Below are 21,312 nucleotides of genomic sequence, written 5' to 3'. Positions count from 1 at the left end.
GATACATTTACGCGACATTTATCCGGCTATTGCCTGACAATGCGACGATAGCACTATTACCCGTTAAGGTAACAGAGGCGGTATCCCGCAAAGCTTTTAGAAAGATTCCAAAAGCACCGTTCCAGTCCCTGGGTAGAGTGAACCCACACTCCGGACATCGGAACACTTTTGAGCCACCTAGCTGGGAATGCACATGACCACAGTGAGTACAGGTTTTGCTGGTGTATTCTTCCGTCACATCTACAACTGTGGTTCCAGTTATCTCGGCTTGATGTCTCAGGGTTAGTTTGAATCGATAATGCGCCCATGTCAGCATGGCGCGGGCAGTCTTGGATTTGATTTTCCGCTTGGCTTTGGCAACCATGTTGGAAGTCTCGAAGGTCGGCAGAAAAATTATGCTGTAGTTGTGAGTCAAGTAGTGAGCAATTTGTTTGTGGGCTTCATCAACTAGATTGCGGATTTTGGTTCTCATTCGTTGAGCCGCTTGCCTCATCCGTCGCCTCCTTGAACGACAGGGTTCCTTGGCGATTCGGCTCATCAAATCATCCAAATGTTGACATAGCCTAGTAATGCGTCCAATATTCCCGGAGCCAAATTCCAGAAACCGAGAGCCATCAAACCCAGTTATGAAAGTTCGCACACCCGGGTCTAATGCAATTACGCCATTCGCTTCAGTTGGGGTAACGGCAACTGGTTCAGGGAAAATCGCAAACCATCGACCTTTGGTAAACACCAACTGAGTCCCTTGCCCGCAAGTTTTAGGGATGGGTTCGGAAACCATGAAAGTTAATCCTTTCGTGAGTCTTGGATACCAACTCCCTGAAGAGAAATTAGTATTATTGAACTTAATCCCTTGAGAGCTGTCACGACAACTTCTAAACCTGGCATCAGGACTGGCGGTCAAAGCCTGATAGGCATCAAAGATGGCATTTTGCCGAATGTGGCAGGGTGTTTCTTTGACCCATTCGGGTAAGTCACTCTGCATCACTTTATTGCGTAACTTTAACTTGCTTAGTCGTTTACCACTCCGGGATAATGCAATTGCTTGGTTGTAGCAATACCGACAAGCAGCCAGCCATTTACGCCAGACTTGATTTAGCTCGGGGCTGGGGTAAATCCGGATCTTCTTTGACCTGAGTTTTGTATTTACTCCGTCCGTATAATCTGGAGCTAAAGCAGTGGAGGATGGCGAGGATGTCCTCAACCATTTGTCGTTCTGGACTGAGACTTGTCTGGTTGAGAACCATGAGTTGGCACCTGTTTTGCTCACAGAGCCATCGAAACCAGTCAAATCCAAATCTGGCCAATCGGTCTTTGTGGGCAACGACAACCATGCGGACATCTCCTGACAAGACTTGTCCCAGTAAGGCCAGCATTTTCTTTCCCTTGAAGTTGAGCCCGCCTCCGATTTCTGAGACGACTTCTGCTTCGGGGTAGAGGTTGGACAGTGCGGCCACCTGTCGGTTGAGGTCGGACTGCTGGGCGCGGCTACTAACTCTGGCATAGATAACGACTTTGCGTTTGTCACTGCCTGAAATGGAATCAGAATATGACTCAACGTTGTATCGTCGTTGCCCAGCGGGGGTTCTGATGGTCTCGATTGAGCCATTTTCGTCCCATCTGCGGAGTGTTCTTTCATGGACTCCAAGGATTTTGGCCGCTTCCTTGGGTTTGACATATCTGGCAATAGGTTTATCCTCAACTCTTCTCGCTTATTATACCGTATTGCCCTAAAATGTTAACCTAATTTGAGATTAAATCATGCTCTTAACAGCAGGTCAAAGGATTTGATCTTGGATATTTCAGGAATAATAGTCGATCTCCTCACTCTGTAGACCTAACTACCATTCTAAGACTACCATTCTAAGACAATTAACATGGTGGGTCTGATCTATCTGCTATCTATACCCATTATTGCCTAACTTTCTACGGGAACCTGTAACCACGGGAATCAAACACTATTATCAACGATCGCAACCCCAAAATCCAGTAATTGCTACCATCATCGGCTAACAGGTCCCCAGAAAAAAGTTTCGCCACTAGGCTAGTTGACTCCTTAGAATGGAGAATCGGACAAAAAAATTGAAGTGATATGCGGATCTCATTAAACTGGTTACGAGAACTGGTAGACATCAGTATCAGTCCCGAACAATTAGCGGAAACCCTGACGGTAGCGGGATTTGAAGTAGAAGATATCGAAGATCGCCGCACTTGGGCCGATGGTGTGGTATTAGGGAAAATCGCGGAAATTGCACCCCACCCTAATGCGGATAAACTGCGAGTCTGTCAGGTAGACATAGGACAAAGCGATCGCCTAAATATCGTTTGTGGGGCCCCTAATGCAGCAGCAGATATGATTGTGGCTGTAGCGACCATTGGGACTTATCTCCCCGCCATTGACCTGAAGCTAAAAAAAACTAAGCTGCGGGGTGTCCCCTCTATGGGAATGATTTGTTCCCTATCAGAATTGGGTTTAGAAAAAGAATCACCAGGTATCCATAGCTTTGATTTAGACAACCCTGTGCTGGGAAGTGATGTCCGACCCCTAATCGGACTCGATGACGTGATCCTGGATGTCACAGCTACCGCTAATCGCGCGGACGGGTTGAGTATGGTAGGAATTGCTAGAGAAGTGGCGGCTTTGACTGGCGGGAGTTTGAAAATTCCTGACGCGGCGGGGGTATTAATTGGCGACCAAGACCCAGCAGGTGGGTTGGAAATTGACATTATGGAATCCCAAGCCTGTCCTACCTATATCGGAGGTGCGATCGCCAATGTAAAAATTGCCCCCTCTCCTGATTGGCTAAAACGACGGCTACAGGCGGCGGGAATTCGTCCCATTAACAATGTCGTCGATGTCACCAACTACATTTTACTAGAATGGGGGCAGCCTCTCCACGCTTTCGATCGCGATCGGCTCACTAACCTGACTGGATCTCAAAACCTGACTATCGGGGTGCGTTTTGCTAAGGCTTCTGAGTCTCTCAAAACTCTTGATGGTCAAACCCGCCAGCTACAAGACCAAAATCTGGTGATTACCGCTAATGATCAACCGGTTGCTTTAGCGGGGGTTATGGGAGGCGAGGATACGGAAGTTCACGACGCGACGACTAATTTAATCCTAGAGGCGGCGGTGTTTTCTCCGGTGGCTATTAGGCGATCGGCGCGTGTTCAGGGTATCCGCACGGAATCGTCTACCCGTTATGAACGCGGCATAAATCAAGCTGAACTGGCTCTGGCTTGCCGTCGTGCTATATTATTAATCTCGGAACTAGCTGGGGGAACTGCTACGGTTCAGAAATCCGCCAGCGGTGCTACCCAAATGCGGATGACTCAGGAAGTTTCCCTGAGTCTCGATCGCCTTAATGCTATTTTAGGACCCCTCAAGCGGGGAGAAGATACGGAGGTGGAGTCCTATTTACAACCCCCAGAGGTTGAAAGTATTTTAACTGCTTTGGGATGTGGTACTAGCCGCCAAGAGGGGGAATCAGTAGTCTGGACGGTGACAGTTCCCCCCTATCGTCAACGGGACCTAGAAAGGGAAATTGACCTGATTGAAGAGGTGGCGCGATTATATGGATATGACCGCTTTTCTGATACTCTTCCGACTCAGAGTGTCCCCGGTTATTTACCACCAGAAGAAGCGGCTAAAAGAGACTTGCGATCGGCTTTTCGCGCTGCTGGTTTGACTGAGTTGATGCACTATTCCCTAGTTAAACAACAAGGGGATAATCAGGTGGTAATTGCTAATCCTCTGTTTGTGGAGTATTCGGCTTTACGAACTGAGATGTTGTCTGGGTTAATTGATGCTTTTGTGTTTAACCTGGAAAATGGTAACGGTCCGTTAAATGGGTTGGAAATTGGCCGGATTTTTCGGCGTGATGGAGAAGTTTACCAGGAAGAAGATGCGATCGCTGGGGTGATTGGTGGCGACCCGTCTCAGGGTCGTTGGGTCAACAGTGGCAAGGATAATCCCATGAGTTGGTTTGAGGCTAAAGGTGTGTTAGAATCGGTGTGGGAGCGGTTGTCTTTGTCTGTGGAATATCGCCAAGAATCTGATGTGAAAATGCTTCATCCTGGACGGACGGCTACGTTATGGTTAAATGGCGATCGGCTGGGAATTTTTGGTCAACTACACCCCCAAATTCAACGGGAAAAAGAACTTCCTGAAGCTGTCTATTTATTCGAGTTTCGTCTCCCGGTACTCACGGCTGCTATTACGGCTAAGGATTACTTAAAGCGACCTTTTCAGTCCTATTCTACTTTCCCCGCTAGTGACCGCGACCTCGCCTTTTTTGTGGCGGATTCGGTGTCGGTGGCTGACTTGCAAAAAACCATGATTAAAAATGGTGGTAAAATCCTGGAATCGGTGGATTTATTCGACGAATACCGTGGCAAAAATGTTCCCGAAAATCAGCGAAGTTTGGCTTTTCGTTTGGTTTATCGGGTTGGCGATCGCACCCTTACTGATGAGGACATAGAACCCATACAGCAAAAAATTAGGGATGCTTTGGTTAAGGAGTTTCAGGTCAGTTTGAGAAGTTAGTTAGTCTCCCTTTCTCCCCCCTCCTTCCCTTCTTGGGGGGAGGTTGACTCCTCTTGTCGATAACCACCCACTTCTGAGAATTTCCTCAAAATGACATAGACACCTATTACCATGGAGATGGTATAATGTGATAATATCTATGGTGGTGATTAGTTGACGACATTGAGAAGGTTATGGCAAAATATATCATGTTTGGTAGCTACTGTGAAGACGTTTTGGCGAAACGGGAACCCTACCGACCAGAACATTTACAGGGTTTAAAGGAACAAAAAGAATCGGGGGTTTTAATTACTATTGGACCCACCAAAGATCTAACTCAGGTTTTGGGGATTTATGAGGCTGAATCAGAGGCGATCGTTCGCGGCTTGGTGGAAGCTGACCCCTACTGGAAAAATGGGATCTGGACTGAGTACAACGTGAAAGAGTGGATTCAAGCATTCTAGTCTATTATCACACATCAATATAGGTGAAGGCAAGCCTCAGTCATCACCTATTTAATCACCCCGATAATTACTAAGGCGATCGCTACTATTATTTATCATCAGGAGTCAACATGAACATTTTAGGAATAGCTGACAGCAACTTAGAACCCGTAGACTACAGCGATATATTAAATAAAATTATCCAGCAAATTACCCAACAACAACCATTCAAAATTTCCAAAAATAAAAATCATCTGATTATCGACCTAGAGACTATTACTGAGCAACTAATTAAACAAAATATTGCTAACCCCATTAGTTCCAAGGGTATCATCAAATCAGCCACAGTTAATTTTAATAGTAATACTCAAAATATATTTAACCAACAAATCAGACAAATTCGGGATTTATTAAAAGACAAGTTACAGGAATTAGCCAGAGATAATAATCACCCAGATATCAACTCTTTAACTCATAGCTTTATCCGAACTTTACAGCAAATCAACAATCAGAAATTCGATTTATATTATAATTTTCCTGCTATCCAAAACGTCAAAACTTCAGAGTTAGAAACACGGGTTAATGAGAATGTGGGTAGTCATTCTATCCTCAAGTTTCATAAACTGACAATTTCCGTAAGAAACATCAATCAATTTACCCAAGATTTAAAACAGGGACTCCGTAACTATATTGAGGAAAAACTAGACCAAGAATCCAGCGAAGATGTAGAAGATACTCTGGAAATCCTAGATAATTTAACTAATGATAAATCTTCTGATTTTTATAAATTACAGAAAGTAGTCGATAGCGAATCCCTAGGGAAACTCAAAAAACACGCTAAAATCTGCTATTTAGAATATTTAGCCGCCAATTTAGCAACTAATAATAATCGCGATTTAGTTTATTTACAGGATTTAATTCGGCGACTAAAAGATATGGTGGCTTATATTTATGACCATGACAAACAGGATGGAGATTATCGAGTTAGTTATGGTGGAGAAACCATTAATTATCGGGATTGGTTTTCCCGGTCAGAGGTGTTTGACTCTCTCCCCATTATTCCGATAATTAGCGAGAGTTTAGGGGAAACCACCAGTCCAGACGGAAGCGAGAGAACCTTTACTTTTGGCTTAAAACTTAAATTTAACAACCCGGTTCAAGCTAGGGGAGGTAAACCAGCATTTGACTATCATCTTGATACGATTAATCCTGATAAAGCCGAAGCAAAAAAACCAGAATTTTATCAGGAATCTCTGTATTATCAAAAGGTCTTGAAATTAGCTTTTGTCTACTATTTTGCATTTGCGACTCACAGTAATCCTGACCAAGAAGATTATGATCCACAATCGGAACTAACTTATAATGTTCGCGAGAGTTTTGAGACCTATTTTTTGCCAATTTTTCAGGGTACAGATGAAGATAAAAAGTCTAATTTTTTGCAGCGTGTCATTAAAGGATTTTACAAATATAAAGTATTAAAAAAAATTAATAGACTCAAATCGCTACTTCATCATTGTCTTAAACAATCCACTATTTTAGAACCCCAAAATTTTCCTATTAAAATTGGCATATATAAGGGTATATTAGAATCAGATATTGATAAAATTAGCAATGGTTTGTTTTTTAATCATCTAGTAGAAAGCAATACCAAAGAGTGTCTTCAGTACATTACTATTGGCGATTCTAGTCCCGACACGGGAATATTTTGTCAACTTCCGGGTAATCTGAAAATCGAAGATATCCGCTATTATCAGACATCAGAAAATCAGCAATTTACCATCAATTATCATGGGATTGATAAAATTCAAAAATGTCTTCCGGTTTTCTTCCTTCCTAAAAGTGACCCAAATAGCCAACAAACAGAACAAATTTTTAGCAATATTCCAGGAATTATTTTTCACTACAATAAAGAATCCTTAAATAAGGAGCATGATAATTCTTCGGTACAGAGTTTTATTTATCGGTTTACCATGTCTCTGCTGATTTATATCATTTTGCTGATAATTCTGGAAGGTTGGGGACTGGTATTTTTACCAATTTTTCGACTTCATGAAGGTAGCGAAAATAAACCTTTTGAATCAGAGAAGTTTATGGCTAATTTATCGAAAGTAATTAGTCATTTATTGAATAATAAATATCGCGCCAATTCTCAAGGGTTGCGGATTAAAAATCTGACCCAAAGTTTTACCAAGGGAAATGCTTTGGGTTCGTTATATTCGGTATTACCGCGCAAGTTTATCCTAGATCAATCTGCTAATCGTCCCAGTTTCTCCCTGGATAAATTGGCTTTAATTGTGGTTTCTAGTGTTGAAAGTGATGGTTTATTCAAAGGCGATCGCCAAGACCGGATTTCTACTGTATTCGGTGAAGCGATCGGAATTAGGAAGCAGTCAGAGAATCAAATTGTCGTACAGTTATTAAAAACCTTTTCGGAAAATTATCTCTCTCGCAATTTATATACAGAACCCTCAATTTTAATTGATGTGGTAGATTATCTTTACGAGGAATTAGGATATCGTCACTTTTTGTATATAGCCAAAGCGCCATTTACTGATAATTTAAACCTAACCAAACAAGTGGATAATGAAGATGAGTTTTATTTCATGTCACCCACTTTAATTAAATCTCTCCAATCAGGATTACCAGATATTAAAATATATCCGGTTTTCTTTAATAAGTATTATGTCAGAAAAAGAAAAATGAAAACCTTAGACCAGGTTTCCTATAGTCTAAAGGATACTGCTAAATTATTAAACTTGGTAGAGGACCCTAGTAAAAACGTGGTGGTATTTTTTAATCTCTTTAATGGTTTATCTGTGAAAACCAAAAACGAGGACGATCGCTTTTATAATGGGGTGATGTCCTACGCAACTTTATTAAATATCTATCAAGGAGTCCTGGACGATCAGCATATTCGGGAGGGATTGATTCATGATAACTCTCTGAAACAAGACATTCTGCAATATTTGACTTTTTTCCACTTTTACAGATTAGAAAAAAAATTAGTTGGAAACAAGATCCAGATTAAACTAGATCCCTACGATCGCGTTATTGGTGATGATTCTTTACGAAAAAAATCTGTTTTTAATCATATTAATGGAAAAGCCAATTTTAATAGTTTGGCTTTTTTGAGTGAGGTTAACTCGATTTTGTATCCCCAGAATCGACGGAGACCCCAATCAGATTCCACCAATAACCCGGTTGATCAATAAGTTGAATAATCACGATAATGATTGAGGTTGACAGATGAAAGTCGCAGAAAATTTCGGAAGATTATTTGAGGTAGGTTTCAATATTGGGATTTTATCAGCGATATCGGAAGCTAAAATTGACAATAATTTCGCTGATTTGTATAGTCGGGATTTGCAAAAATTGCGATTCTCAGAAATGCTACGGAAAATTATCAAAGATGCAAACATAACCGACGAGGAAGCCATTAGGAATAACCTGCAAAAATGGGGATTATTTTTGATTCAGAAAGGTTGGTTATCGGGGTTGAACTTTTTTCGAGAATATCTGAAATCCTTGGGAAAAAATTACCATAAGTATCATATTATTTATAATCAGTGTAGCTTTTCTGATGATAACAGTATCAACCTATTTCCCAAAGATAAACGGCTACAGATTGAGGAGTGGTCGTCGCAGTTAAAAGATGAATTTTCACCTAGACCACCGAATATCAATTGGGAAAAATACAGCCAGAAAGGTGAGTTTTTGAAAGCTGACACTTTGATGTTACTGAGACACCGAAATAACCTGAGAATATTAGTGGTAGATTTATCCATATTTTCGGTGAAAGCGATTGAAGATTTAATGGATTTAACCGATAAAAACCTAGACAACCAACGTCGGTTACTCAAACGAGAGATTAATTATCTGAAATCGAAAAGTGTTTTCGTAAAATTGCGGCTGGATACGGGAGATCCGCAAAATCTTGATGTGGAATTTTCGGAGGATATCAAACGATACTTTACCGCATTTAAGCGACAAGATAAGGAATGTGTTAAATTAATTCAAGCTGCTAGTTATGCTTATAGCTTTTATGGTTTTTTAAAACAATTCGGAATAGTCAAACCTGAAAACTCTACGATGATTAATGTAGTCGGATATAGCGATCGCAGTCTTAGCAACCTATCCCTAAATCCCCAAAGTCAACACCATTGGGATTTACTCGCTACCTGTGCGAATATTTATCAAAATGAACCCAAAGATGCAGAAATTAACGCAGCGAGAAAACAGGTAATGGATCTAATTCGCCGCAATGTCGCCAAAAGTTTTAAAAATGGTAAATCCTTCCTGAAAAATCTATCTAATATTAGTCGCGATCGCATTAATATCATCCCCCCCCACACAGAAATTATTGATAATTTTAGTTGTACCCTAGACCTGAGACAACCCCACGCGGAAGCCGTCAAAAAATACCTAAACTCAGTCCATACTTATATCTTTCTGACCGGAAATCCCGGAATTGGAAAAACTACGGCGATCGTGGATTTTTTGAAATCTCATATTGATGAGGGTTTTCTCTTCTTTTATGTCAGTCCTCGCAAACAAGTTAACCTAGATATTATCGAAAAATTCAAAAACTCAGAAACTGATCATCTTAGCGACGATCGCCTATTTTGTGTTACCACTAACTCCATCCTTCTCCAAAATAACGCACCCTCTTCAACGGTTAATTATCTCGCCACCAAACATCAAGATGAGTTTATCCTTCACTCAGTTAAATTTATCCCGATTAACCAAAGAGAAAAACCGCATTCATATCCCGGTTATAAATCAGTTGAACGCATCGCCGATAATCGCCTAAAACCATCTCCACATAAGGTTAGTGGGGTATTATCAACCCTGTGTGAAGCCATATCTAATTTAATTAATGATGATTTCTCTAATCATATTGTGGCTACAGCTTGTATACAATCTTTACGCATTACTAATACTGGTAAGAATACTTTAGAAAACTTCGAGAAAATTTTTGAGACAGCATACAGCAAAAGAACTAATAAAGTTGATATTAAAAAAATGCAGTCTCTGTCCCAACGCATCAAAAATATATTTATTATGATTGATGAAATTACCGGAGATAATAGCGGGGTTGAATTTCTCGACGGGATTCGCAAAATTATTAATAAATACCAATTAACTAATCGTGAATATGGATTCAATACTAAGGTAATTGTCGCAGATGCTTCCATTGTTGACCCGGAAGTGATTACACAACACCTATCAGAAACGTCTCCCGAACCTGATAAAATTTTCTTCCGTCGGGTATCTCAACCAGATATTGATTCTATCTCGTCTAAGGAATTTGAATTTAACAAAGAGTCGGCGATCGCTATTAACGCTAACTCCTATCCCGCGAAAGATCTGACTATCACCTATAAACCCTTTATTGAATCTGTCCAATTTAATCAAGACCAACTATCGGAAACCAAAGTCCAACTTCCCAAAACTGTATTATCTAAGATTTTCACCGATATTAATCAACTCATTCAGGAACCAAATACGGGTCAGATTTTAGTTTATATCCAAGACAAAACCAGACTACAACTGCTAATTGAAGATATCCAAGAACAGCAAACCTTTGTCAAAAATCAAGACTACTTAGAAGTTCACGCTAACCTCAGCGATACGGAAAGACAAGAAATCCATCAATATCAAAACCAGGTCAAAGTGGTATTTATGACTTCCTCCGCTAGTCGGGGTTTATCCTTCCCGAAATCTACTCATATTTTAGTGGAAGTTCCTCGGTTTCAAGTCGAAACTAACTTAATGGAAATTATCCAAGTTATTTATCGCTGTCGCGGACAGTTTTGGGAAGAAGGAAAATTGCAGACTTTTGATGATCACCAGAAATTCTTGACTTTTTACTTATGCGATCGCGCTATTTACTACGGAGATGATAGCGACCCTAATCTCTCCATTCAAGAAAGTCTGATCAGTATGTTAAATTTGTTAGTTATTCTCAAAACTGCGATCATGACCAGAATACAAGGATATGGTCAAGTGGGAAGGGGTAACTTTTTGATGATTCCCATTGGAGGAAAATCTGTTTCTGCTTCTGGTCAAAGTTTCACGGGTCAGTTATCTACCTTAATTAAGCAATTAGACAAAGAATACAAAAGAAATCCTAAAAACACTACCTTAAACACTGTCTCTACACATATCCAAGAATTGCTGAATCGGTGTGAGTTTTTGCTCAATGGTAGTGATGAATCTAAATATAGCCGCGATAATTCCAGCATCTCCTATTTAAAACTTATCCCAGAATTTAATGCTGAGTTTGCTAAATATTGTGACCCCTTGACAGGTTTGCTAGACCTGAAAAAACCAGAACTTGGTCATATATGTGGTAGCTTAATCTTGGTTAATATTAACTCTTGTTTAAAAGAGTCTTACCAAATGAGATTAAGGGAAATTGCGGAATATGCGAATACGGAACTTTTAAAAAAAATGATTGCGATTCGTGAGAGTTCCCAATATCCTCCTAGTCTCACTGCTAGTATTAAAGGTGCGATCGATTTAATTGATCAACTCCAAGAACACCACTATCGGACTCAAATACTTGAACAACACAACTCCTGGGATTGTCAATATTACGCGATTCCTTTATTTACCTTTATTGTCGGAGAACAAATCAGCAATTATTTTCAGTCCCAAATACATGAAACGGACAATAACAGTTTCCGTCATATCCTCAGTCAATATATTAATCTACTCTACCCATGTGAACAAGTCCTACCTATTGGCGATCGCTATCAAGAATTCCCTTTTGTCATCTTTAGAAGTTATAGTCTTGAACAAATGCGATCTAAGGTTTTTAGCGATCGCTATCTGCTTACCTCCACAGAATTAAATATCCTCAATCTCATTCTCTCTCAAAATCACCATTGATCAGAAATTCTCTGAATTGGGGGTTGACAACTGAAAATTTCTTGGTTATAATTGGACTGGGAGGGGGAGTATGTCTATACACTTGACTATAAAATCAATGCCGATAAAGTTCCCCTTAAAAATAGTCGGAGAAAAACGGTTCATTACGAGGGATAATCATTTCCAGCAAATCCACCACTTGAGGGTCAGCGCGCAACCTTTCCACCTTATAGAAATAGCTAGGACGGCGATAATTCATCAACAAAGAAACCAGAGTTTGAATACTCATTCTCGCCTCATGACAGCTTTTTTTACGGGTAATGTTAGTGGTCCCATCATCCAGCCATTCGACCGTAAACACACCATTATTATCATTCAACAAATCATCGCGCACAATGAAAGAGAGAGAAGTCGCGTTAACCGGAGACTGAAAAGGATAGAACTTGAGGAACTTTTCCACATCAATAATGCGCGCCATATAGTAAGGTGAAATTTCCTCAGTAATCTCGGAATCATCCAGTAGAAAAGCCAAGGGGTCATTAGTATACCGCCAACCTATGACCTTTTCCACCATAGATTGATGTGCGCTAATATAGTTCCATAGACCCCGGCGACCATCTTCATCCAGATAAATCATATCCTTAATTTGAAAGATATCATTAGCAATGTAATAAAGCACATAACCCGCCGGTTGATCATTCTGATCATAATATACAGCAGCACGCAAATCATCTTGATCCCAGCGCCAATATTCCTGCCATTCTAGGGATCCACGAATCAATGCGCCATGCTGTTGTTCAGCAAATTTTTGATAAACAGCTTTGATCATATCTCCCTCGGCGTGGTCACGCCGCACATAACCAGAAACCTCAGTAATGCGCGGTAATTTATGGTCAGGAATAGTGTATTTAATCTGGTCATTAATAATTTCCCAACCCTTTTTTCGATAATAGGGGATAGAATAGGGGTACAAATAAGAAATAGTTTGACCCCTAGCTTTCATCTCAAGTAATCCTTGCATAATCAGAGACTTAGCCAGACCATGTTGTGCATACTCAGGATAAGTTCCCACGCCAGTCAAACCACCCATATTATAAATCACCCCATGAATATTAACCTTCATAGGATATATAGCAATTTGGGATATTAACTTATCATGATCAAACCATCCCAAAACATGAGCAGCCTCAAGTATAGGTCGTTTTTCGCGCTCAATTTCCTCTTCATTCCAACCAATCTTATGCAAATCATGATTAGTAACTTGAAACACATAGCGCAATAATTCATTAAAGGCTTTGAGATCATCAATAGTTAATGTTCTCATCTGAAAGCCATGGTTTTTTTTCGGACTACCCATATCGAGACTCTTCCCAGTCATCAAAGTTTCCCAATAATTCCTGAATCCTATATTAATATAGCGATCGCCCCCCGCCGCCTCCCCAAGTAAGATAGAATCGCGACAGAGTGCCAAAATCTGAGTTCTTGTGTTAAAATCAGCACCAACTCAGCTAGTTAAGGAAGATTTCCAACTAGAAAGAACTCTACAAATACCGTCAAACTGAGCGATCGCATGGGGGACTATGTTTCATCGAATTTCCGCACACCGAACACCAAAAAGCCCAATATTCACTACCTACCAAAAAGCCGATCGCCTATGGGGATGGGGATTATGGCTCACCGCCTTACTATTATTTACCATAGATTTAGGGGGAGTGGCCATCAGAGACTGGGACGAAGGAATTGTCGCCCAAGTAGCGCGGGAGTTAATCACAGGGAATGCTAACTGGTTACACCCGACCCTAAACGGAGACCCTTACTTAAACAAACCCCCCTTAATCCATTGGTTCATCGCCCTATTTTATCAAATAGGGGGCGTAAACGAATGGACAGCCCGTCTACCAGGAGCCTTATTAACAGCCACATCCGTACCCCTATTATACACTCTAGGGCGGGAAATTTTCCACCGTCGCACCCAGGCCATTTTTTCGGCCCTAGTTTATTTAACCCTAATTCCAGTAGTCCGTCACGGTCGTTTAGCCATGTTAGATGGGGCGGTATTATTTTTCCTAGTCCTAATGATGGTCTGCGTATTGCGCGCGCGGCGAGATTTGCGCTACGCCTTGGGGTCTGGGTTAGCATTTGGGTTATTGTGTCTCACCAAAGGAGTGCTATTAGGGGTATTATTAGGAGCGATCGCCTTCGGATTTTTGTTGTGGGATACCCCGCGACTGTTGACCTCAAAATTCCTGTGGTGGGGCTTAGGGCTAGGCTTAGTACCCGTAGCGTTTTGGTATGCTTCCCAATGGCAATATTATGGCTTTGACTTCATAATCGCCAACCTAGTAGATCAGTCCCTAGTTAGAATTTGGGAGTCGGTGGAAAACCACAAAGGACCCCCCTGGTATTATTTACTGGAAATCATTAAATTTAGCGCCCCCTGGCTATTATTCTGGTTAGCAGGATTAAGATTAGCTTGGCGCGATCGCAATTTAAGTTGGGCGCGGTTAACATTAGTGTGGACAGGAGTTTATTTAATCGCGGTATCTGCGATGAATACCAAACTCCCTTGGTATATTATGCCCATTTATCCAGCCTTCGCCCTAGCGGTAGGAAGTTATCTAGCCCTAGTTTGGGAAGAAGGAGATCATGAAATTGGTAGATGGCAAAAAACAAAGCCTTCCCCCAGCGTCCCCCCAGACCAGTTGCTAACCCCAGATTATCCCTGTCCCCGTCCCGATCGCCTCTGGCCCCTATTTAGTATCTTAGCCTTTGTAGCTTGGCTAGGAGGGCTATATTTTGGCGGAATGTTAACCCTAACTGATACCACTACTTTAGACATTAACCTTCAGTTAACCTGTGCTTCCGTAGCATTAACCATGGCTGTTAGTACCCTATTGTTAGTCGAATGCGATCGCCAATTTTTAGTCATTCTGTGCTGGGGGATGTATTTATCCCTGCTGCTATTTGTTTCCTCACATCACTGGGTTTGGGAGTTGGGCGAGTCCTACCCCGTCAAACCCGTTGCTAGTCTCATCCAACAACATACAGCCCCGGAGGCACAGATTTACACATCCTACCCCTACTCGCGACCTTCCCTAAATTTTTATAGCGGACGGCAAATACGTCCCGTAGATAGCCAAGCCCTACAGCATTACTGGCACAACTCACCCTCAGCCTATTTTCTGGTTGATCAGCAAACCCTCCATAACCTCCAACTCCCAGATAGCAGAGTTTTGGGGACTATAGAAGGGTGGACTCTAATTATGCCTTCTGAAATCCCCAAACCCATCAAAGGATTAAAGCCATTTAGGGAAAAGGGTAATCGCCTGCATCTTGCTCAAATTCGGTAATATTGGGGTCAAGTATCTGATGGCGATAATTTAGGCGATCGCTTACCACCACTGCCAAACTTAACAGTAGCAGACTACTAACGATCGCCACTAAAGAAAACGGTTTAGTTGAACAAACATCACGACCAATTCTAGCCAACGGATGACTCTGCCGCCTTAGCATTCTACCGATCGCCCAATGTTGCCAAGAAAAAGGATCTCGCACATAATGACCACTGTTGCTAATTACCAGATGAGTATGGCAGTTAGGACAGGTAAACAGTCCGCCAAACACCCCTACTGAAGGCAAAACGCTAGTGTGGTGGCAAATGGGACAATTAACTGAGTGAGAGTTAAAAGTATCAGCATTCATAGATGACTGTGTGTGAGTGAACGAACTTATCACGTAAAACTCCTGGGAGGGTTGGAAGCTCCGTGATTGATCACGGAGAGGAAAACCGACTCAAGCGGCTTTAGCCGCCAGCACCCCCTTGCGGGGTGGAGGGGTATGGTTGCCCCTCCATGGAGCTATGGTTGGCTCCGACTCCCTTGCGGGGTAATGTTTGCGCTTGCGCTAACGCGCACGCTGCGCGAACGCCAATGTTCAGAGTCGGTACTATCCAAATCGCACGTCCTTAACCCCTTAGAGATGTTTAACGATTCGGTTCTAGAGCCTGGAACTAGCACGCATTCCAGGGTAGGAACTTTAACTCTTGCTCTGAACGGAGCCAGTTAAGGCTTAGGCTGGTCAGCTACCTGAAAGGGGGGCACGAAGCCCCCGTGCTTCAGCCGGGGGTGCTGACTAGGATCTACCAAGCCTTTGGCTTTAATCAACCCCCATGATCGGACTTGCTATGATTCTCTATCTACTATTCTAGTCTACTGTCTCCAGTGTCTCACGGCGGCCACCAAATCCGCAAGGGGTTCTAAGGCTTTAAATTGGGTAAGGTTGTACTGAAGGGGGGTAATGGTAATATAGTTACTGCGGACGGCACTTACATCTGTGGGTGCATCATCAAAATTTTGATGGTCGATAACTTCTTCCACGTCTTCGAGAAGTTCTCCGGCAAGCCAGTAGTAGGTTTTACCGCGCGGATCAACCCGTTTCTCAAAAATATCCACATAGCGGCGAATACCTTGGCGAGCGATCGCCACTCCAGCGATTTCCTGTTCGCCAACAGCAGGAATATTAACATTAAGCAAAAATGCTTCCGATAATCCCTGATTTTCTAAAGCGTTAACCAGGGTGGTCGCAAAACCTGCGGCCAGGTCAAATTCAACCGACGAATAACTGGCTAGACTAAATGCAATACTGGGGATACCCTCAATCAACCCTTCCATAGCAGCGGATACCGTTCCCGAATACAGGATATCCGTTCCTAGGTTGGGGCCGTGGTTGATACCTGACAAAACCATATCTGGCATACTGTCAAGTAAAGCAAACAACCCCAATTTTACGCAATCAGCCGGGGTTCCTGAACAAGACCAGGCGGTTACAGTCGGGTGAAAGACTGATGAACACTCTTCCGCACGAATGGGCTGATGTAGGGTCAATCCGTGACCAGTAGCTGAACGTTCGCGATCGGGACAGACAACAGTAACATCATGTCCCGCTTCCCCTAAACTATTAGCTAGGGAACGAATACCCAGGGCAAAAACCCCATCATCATTGCTGATTAACAGTTTCATCGACCACCATTTCCGCGCATTACAATTTGAACTTTTTTGAGTTTAACGGCCGAGAATCCCCGCCCTCTCCCCGTAGGGTTAGCGTCAGGATTAGTCCCGTTTCCATTCAGGGCTACTGCTTTGCTTAGTACGGCTTCACCAACCCAGAAGCCAGCTACGATGCCCGGAAAATTGACCAACTTCTTTTGATTGACTATGATACTTGACAAATACATTTAACCGGGAAAAATCTGGCTATTGCCCATTTAAATATCTGGGCATCGGACTAATTAAGATGATAATGAATAATTGATAGCTGTACTCTCACTCAAATGACTACCGAACTTCAATCGTTAGAAAACCAAATCGAATCCCTACGCCAAGAGGCTGACAGAGCGATCGCCATCTGTGAAACCCTCTCAGGACTGGAACAGTTGCGGATTAACTATCTAGGCAAAAAAGGCCAACTCTCCAAAGTTCTGGGGGGAATGGGTAAACTTGAACCGGAAGCGCGCCCTCGTATTGGGGCCCTAGCCAACGAAGTTAAACAAGCCCTGCAAACTCAACTCGACCAGCGTCGCACAGCCCTAGAACTCGCCCTCATTGAAGCTCAACTAAAAACTGAAACCATAGATGTTACCATGCCCCCTGTGTATCGTCCCCAGGGCAAAATTCACCCCCTCAATGCCGTAATTGACCGGGCTTTAGATATCTTCGTAGGTATGGGCTACACTGTGGCTACCGGGCCAGAAATGGAGAGCGACTACTATAATTTTGAGGCATTAAACACTCCCCCAGACCACCCGGCGCGGGATATGCAGGATACCTTCTACCTACCTGATGGGAATCTGTTACGGACTCATACCTCTTCCGTGCAAATTCGCTACATGGAACAACATCAGCCCCCCATTCGCATTGTCGCACCGGGTCGGGTTTATCGTCGCGATACTGTGGATGCTACCCATGCGGCGGTATTTCATCAACTGGAGTTATTAGCGATCGGGGAAAATCTCCGTTTTACAGACCTCAAAGGCACTATTAAAGAGTTTCTGGGTCAAATGTTTGGTGATCTACCAATTCGGTTCCGCGCTAGTTATTTCCCGTTTACAGAACCCTCCGCTGAGGTGGATTTGGAATGGCAGGGTAAATGGTTGGAGGTGTTAGGCTGTGGTATGGTCGATCCGAATGTTCTCGAAGCTGTGGGTTATGATCCTCAAAAATATACTGGATTTGCTGCGGGGTTTGGGGTAGAACGCTTTGCTATGGTCTTACACCAATTGGATGATATTCGGCGGGTTTATGCTAGTGATCTGCGCTTTCTGCGACAATTCTAAAGGTTCTTAGGGTGGGTGTGGATTTTATGTTTTTGGCAGTTGGGAAATCCTTTAATCGGTCAGTTTCTGGGTTAGCTATAGTTTTGTTGATGCTCTCAGTTGCACAATTGGGGGCGCGCGCTCAAATATTGCCTAACTCTAACTCTAATATCGCCCAAACCACCAGCGATCGCTGTCGTAAAATTTCTGAACGTCGGGGTTTAGTAGTCCGGGCGCGACCTACTCCCAATTCTCCCGTCGTCGGTCAGGTTTCCTATGCTCAACAAGTGACTTTAGCCACTAATGCACAGGGAATAACTGGTCCTGGTGGTCGCTCCTGGGTGGAAATCACTAATCCCGTCCGGGGTTTTATTTCTAACGGCTTTCCCAATAGTTCCGGTAATTTGGTGGACTGTTCTACCGATTTGGCTGAAACTCCACCCACACGACCATCAGGGAGTCTTTGTCGTCAAGTCGATCGCGAGGCGGCTCCAGAAGGTGTCGCGGTGAGGGCTGCTCCTTCCCGCTCATCTGCTCGTCGCGGTGGTGTCGATTCGGGAGAACGGGTACAATTAGCATCTGACTATCGCTTAATTCCTGACCCTGATGGTGAGCGTCGCAATTGGGTTAGAATTACCACTCCGGTGGCTGGATATATCTCTGCTAATACGTTAATTATGTGTCGGTAGTTTCAGCCATTCGTTACCTCTTTCCCCCCCTGCTTTTTCCTTTCTAGGGAAGCCGGGGGAATTAATTATCAATTACAGCAAACATTACCCTTTCCCTCAATCCGAATCCTAGGGGGGAGTATGTCAATATAGGTATTGCTGACAGGCTGATTTTAGCAATGTAGCCGCGTCTCGTTGCATTTCGGGAGCAAAATAATAATCATTGTAAAAAGAGGTTTTATCGCCCAAATCCGGGCGCTGATAGGCTAAATTCAGGGTGGTAGGGTATCCGGTGAGTCGGTTAATTAATAGTTGTGGCATTCCTCGGGTAGAAACACATTGAATATAATCATTAGCGAAGGGGATGATTTGAGCGATCGCCTGAGCATTTATCAAGTGGGGAAACTTGCCAAATAGACAATAAATATTATTGTATGTAAGTTGATAATCAGGTTCCCTCTCGGAAAACCAAAGCAGAATTTTCGGGACTTTAATTTTGCTCAATAAAAGCTGATAACTGCTGACCCAATTTTGTCGAGTTTCGGCGATAATCTGATTGACAAAATCGCGATCGCAGGTAGTCAATAACTCCTGATAAGCCGGTTCTGAACCCAACTGTTCACCATCAGAACGTCGGCGGATATATTCCAAGCCTCCGGTATCAAATAGGGAGTTACTCTCACTGCGTCCAGACATGACCTGAACAATGGCAAACTTACCGCGATTTATGTAATCGATTAAGGCAGAATTGTGGAGAAAGAAAGAAGGACCCGCCCCCCCATATCCCAAGTTTAAAACTGGTAATTTCAGCCAATTTGCCAACAAATTAGGATAGGGGCGATCGCAAAAACAGCCAAAAGTCTGTGCCGCGCCTAAACAGGTAAAATAATCACCCTGAGCGAGTGTGTGAGGTTGGGGGCCACGAAAAGATAATCCAGTGTTTCCCAACTCAAACATTTGGTAGTTAGTAATAGAGCGATCGCGTTCTTGATAATATCCCATAATTGATTAGCATTGTTAGCAGCATCTGAAAAATCGAGCTAATTAACCCGATCAATTCTAGCTAGATCCCCCAAAGCCGGACGAGTCCCATCAATATTAGTTGTCAAAGTAATTGGCAAAACATCCGACGCACCCCAGTAATTTACCAACTGTTGTAATAACCAATCCTGGTCATCACGCAAAGCATCCAAACCCGTAGCGCGGTTAATGATAGCAAACCAGACCACACCGCGATCGCGAGTTGGGATAGCCCCCGCCAAAGCACTAACATCAAACAAAGTGCCAGTTTTGACAGCCGAATTTGGAGGAATGCGGCGATATTCCAAAGTTCCCAAATCTCGTCCCGAAACAGGTAATAAATCCGCCACAGTTAAATCTGTATCTCGCAAATGTCTATCCAAAGCGATAAACATAGCCACCGAAGCCCTAGGAGAAATTTGATTTTCATGACCCAAACCAGAACCATTAATCAGGCGAATTTCATCAACGGAAACCCCAGCAGCCTCAGCCGCCAATCGTCGCACCATCTCAGCACCGCCCAAAGTTTCAGCCAACATTTCCGAGATGGGATTATTACTGTAGATATTCATTTGTTTAATAATCTCAGCCAAACTCAGAGACCGATGGCGGATTAGGGGTTGGAGATTAGGCGGGGAGGTGACATATTGCACCGAGCCCAAAATTTGTACCTGTGGTTTTGGCAACCCGGACCCTGAACGGACATATTGAGTAGCCGCTTCTGACTCCCACAGCCGGGAATCGAGGGATTGACGGAGTAAATTGCCCACCAGTTGCGGTTCCGATTCATAATTCATCGAAAAATTACCAGCGATCGTCAAATTTCCCCGCACCTGACGAATACCCAACTGATTGAGAGCATATCCCAAACTAAAAGCCTCTTCCCAGACAAAAAAGGGATTTCCTCCCCCCACAATCACCAAATCCCCTTGCAATACCCCATTTTCAATGGGACCAGTTGCGCCAATGATGGTTTCAAACTGATGGTTAACACTCCAGGTTTGCAACGCCGCCAAAGATGTAGCTATTTTAGTGATCGAAGCGGCCGATAAAGGAATATCCCCCCGATGATTAGCCACCGTAAAAGGTCCCGCCTCAATCCATACCCCCTGAGAGGCGCTGGATATGCCACGACTGGATAAACGCGCCAAATACTGTTGGACGATCGCCTCTACTGCCGGATCTGGGCGTTCAATAGACATAATATCCGATAGGGTGCTTTCCCACATTTGCTGGGAAGTCCTATTCAATTGGTCGCGATTCATCCCAGCCATCTCCAACCATACAGACATAATCCCAGAAGTAAACACATCTAACATCGGCCGCTGTTTCCTCAAAGTCAAACAAAAATCAGATAATTATCAACACCGCAATTCTAGGATTTTCCCGGACCATTAGAATCAGGATATGGCCTACTGAGACACTTAGCGCGAAACCCCTTGCCATAAGGATAAGGGTTAGAACCCCGTTTTT

The 21,312-nt window shown here is 43.0% G+C and carries 14 protein-coding genes; 7 read left to right on the top strand and 7 right to left on the bottom strand.

Annotation, left to right across the window (positions count from 1 at the left end):
- Positions 1-7 precede the first annotated feature (7 nt).
- Together NLZ44_RS19240 and NLZ44_RS19235 are read right to left on the bottom strand one after the other, a co-directional pair.
- Positions 8-1,117 (bottom strand): RNA-guided endonuclease InsQ/TnpB family protein, encoded by a 1,110-nt coding sequence (locus NLZ44_RS19240; RefSeq protein WP_230428100.1) that lies wholly within the window; start codon positions 1,115-1,117, stop codon positions 8-10.
- Positions 1,080-1,688 carry an IS607 family transposase gene (locus NLZ44_RS19235; RefSeq protein WP_071829334.1) on the bottom strand — a complete coding sequence of 203 codons (609 nt, stop codon included), beginning with the start codon at positions 1,686-1,688 and terminating at the stop codon, positions 1,080-1,082. The genes NLZ44_RS19240 and NLZ44_RS19235 overlap by 38 nt, the downstream gene beginning before the upstream one ends.
- Positions 1,689-2,092: 404 nt before the next feature.
- Between NLZ44_RS19235 and pheT the strand changes: the two genes are divergently transcribed.
- The 4 genes from pheT to NLZ44_RS19215 all read left to right on the top strand — a co-directional run bounded on the left by pheT (position 2,093) and on the right by NLZ44_RS19215 (position 11,862).
- Positions 2,093-4,546 carry a phenylalanine--tRNA ligase subunit beta gene (pheT, locus tag NLZ44_RS19230; protein WP_493750819.1) on the top strand — a complete coding sequence of 818 codons (2,454 nt, stop codon included), beginning with the start codon at positions 2,093-2,095 and terminating at the stop codon, positions 4,544-4,546.
- A gap of 173 nt (positions 4,547-4,719) precedes the next feature.
- The gene (locus NLZ44_RS19225) at positions 4,720-4,989 is read left to right on the top strand and encodes a YciI family protein (protein ID WP_493750818.1); all 270 of its coding nucleotides are present in this window, start codon (positions 4,720-4,722) and stop codon (positions 4,987-4,989) included.
- A 110-nt stretch (positions 4,990-5,099) separates the two neighbouring features.
- Positions 5,100-8,180: a hypothetical protein gene (locus tag NLZ44_RS19220; protein WP_493750817.1), complete on the top strand. Its 3,081-nt coding sequence runs from the start codon at positions 5,100-5,102 to the stop codon at positions 8,178-8,180.
- Between the two features lie 34 nt (positions 8,181-8,214).
- On the top strand, positions 8,215-11,862 hold the full coding sequence (locus tag NLZ44_RS19215) for a helicase-related protein (RefSeq protein ID WP_493750816.1): 3,648 nt from the start codon (positions 8,215-8,217) through the stop codon (positions 11,860-11,862).
- 115 nt (positions 11,863-11,977) lie between these two features.
- Here the strand turns inward: NLZ44_RS19215 and NLZ44_RS19210 are convergent, their stop codons facing one another.
- Complete coding sequence (locus tag NLZ44_RS19210; protein ID WP_493750815.1) at positions 11,978-13,312, bottom strand: GNAT family N-acetyltransferase; 1,335 nt, start codon at positions 13,310-13,312, stop codon at positions 11,978-11,980.
- A 109-nt stretch (positions 13,313-13,421) separates the two neighbouring features.
- On the opposite strand from NLZ44_RS19210, the gene NLZ44_RS19205 reads away from it, so the two are divergent.
- Positions 13,422-15,191, top strand: coding sequence for an ArnT family glycosyltransferase (locus NLZ44_RS19205; protein ID WP_493750814.1), 1,770 nt, complete (start codon positions 13,422-13,424; stop codon positions 15,189-15,191).
- On the opposite strand, the gene NLZ44_RS19200 is transcribed toward NLZ44_RS19205, so the two are convergent.
- Entirely contained in the window at positions 15,148-15,543 is a 396-nt protein-coding gene (locus NLZ44_RS19200) for a hypothetical protein (RefSeq protein WP_493750813.1), read from the bottom strand. The genes NLZ44_RS19205 and NLZ44_RS19200 overlap by 44 nt on opposite strands.
- 506 nt (positions 15,544-16,049) lie before the next feature.
- Positions 16,050-16,859 carry a 5'/3'-nucleotidase SurE gene (gene surE, locus NLZ44_RS19195; protein ID WP_111893952.1) on the bottom strand — a complete coding sequence of 270 codons (810 nt, stop codon included), beginning with the start codon at positions 16,857-16,859 and terminating at the stop codon, positions 16,050-16,052.
- Between the two features lie 311 nt (positions 16,860-17,170).
- Here surE and pheS point away from each other — a divergent pair, with 311 nt between their 5' ends.
- Both pheS and NLZ44_RS19185 read left to right on the top strand, forming a co-directional pair.
- On the top strand, positions 17,171-18,172 hold the full coding sequence (gene pheS, locus NLZ44_RS19190) for a phenylalanine--tRNA ligase subunit alpha (RefSeq protein ID WP_493750812.1): 1,002 nt from the start codon (positions 17,171-17,173) through the stop codon (positions 18,170-18,172).
- A gap of 89 nt (positions 18,173-18,261) precedes the next feature.
- A complete protein-coding gene (locus NLZ44_RS19185; protein ID WP_493750811.1) occupies positions 18,262-18,840 on the top strand; it encodes an SH3 domain-containing protein in 579 nt (192 codons plus the stop codon).
- A 123-nt stretch (positions 18,841-18,963) separates the two neighbouring features.
- On the opposite strand, the gene NLZ44_RS19180 is transcribed toward NLZ44_RS19185, so the two are convergent.
- Positions 18,964-19,821 (bottom strand): DUF6473 family protein, encoded by an 858-nt coding sequence (locus tag NLZ44_RS19180; RefSeq protein ID WP_493750810.1) that lies wholly within the window; start codon positions 19,819-19,821, stop codon positions 18,964-18,966.
- A gap of 38 nt (positions 19,822-19,859) precedes the next feature.
- Positions 19,860-21,158: a D-alanyl-D-alanine carboxypeptidase gene (locus NLZ44_RS19175; protein ID WP_493750809.1), complete on the bottom strand. Its 1,299-nt coding sequence runs from the start codon at positions 21,156-21,158 to the stop codon at positions 19,860-19,862.
- Positions 21,159-21,312: the final 154 nt, after the last annotated feature.

The sequence above is a fragment of the Arthrospira sp. PCC 9901 genome (genome assembly GCF_059013425.1).
Note: the sequence above shows the minus strand (reverse complement) of the source record. Positions and strands in the feature narration are given on the sequence as shown.

Coding starts and splice junctions, on each gene's coding strand:
- pheT (WP_493750819.1), top strand. CDS start 2,093: ATGCGGATCTCATTAAACTGGTTACGAGAACTGGTAGACATCAGTATC.
- NLZ44_RS19225 (WP_493750818.1), top strand. CDS start 4,720: ATGGCAAAATATATCATGTTTGGTAGCTACTGTGAAGACGTTTTGGCG.
- NLZ44_RS19220 (WP_493750817.1), top strand. CDS start 5,100: ATGAACATTTTAGGAATAGCTGACAGCAACTTAGAACCCGTAGACTAC.
- NLZ44_RS19215 (WP_493750816.1), top strand. CDS start 8,215: ATGAAAGTCGCAGAAAATTTCGGAAGATTATTTGAGGTAGGTTTCAAT.
- NLZ44_RS19205 (WP_493750814.1), top strand. CDS start 13,422: ATGTTTCATCGAATTTCCGCACACCGAACACCAAAAAGCCCAATATTC.
- NLZ44_RS19200 (WP_493750813.1), bottom strand. CDS start 15,543: ATGAATGCTGATACTTTTAACTCTCACTCAGTTAATTGTCCCATTTGC.
- surE (WP_111893952.1), bottom strand. CDS start 16,859: ATGAAACTGTTAATCAGCAATGATGATGGGGTTTTTGCCCTGGGTATT.
- pheS (WP_493750812.1), top strand. CDS start 17,171: ATGACTACCGAACTTCAATCGTTAGAAAACCAAATCGAATCCCTACGC.
- NLZ44_RS19185 (WP_493750811.1), top strand. CDS start 18,262: ATGCTCTCAGTTGCACAATTGGGGGCGCGCGCTCAAATATTGCCTAAC.
- NLZ44_RS19180 (WP_493750810.1), bottom strand. CDS start 19,821: ATGGGATATTATCAAGAACGCGATCGCTCTATTACTAACTACCAAATG.
- NLZ44_RS19175 (WP_493750809.1), bottom strand. CDS start 21,158: ATGTTAGATGTGTTTACTTCTGGGATTATGTCTGTATGGTTGGAGATG.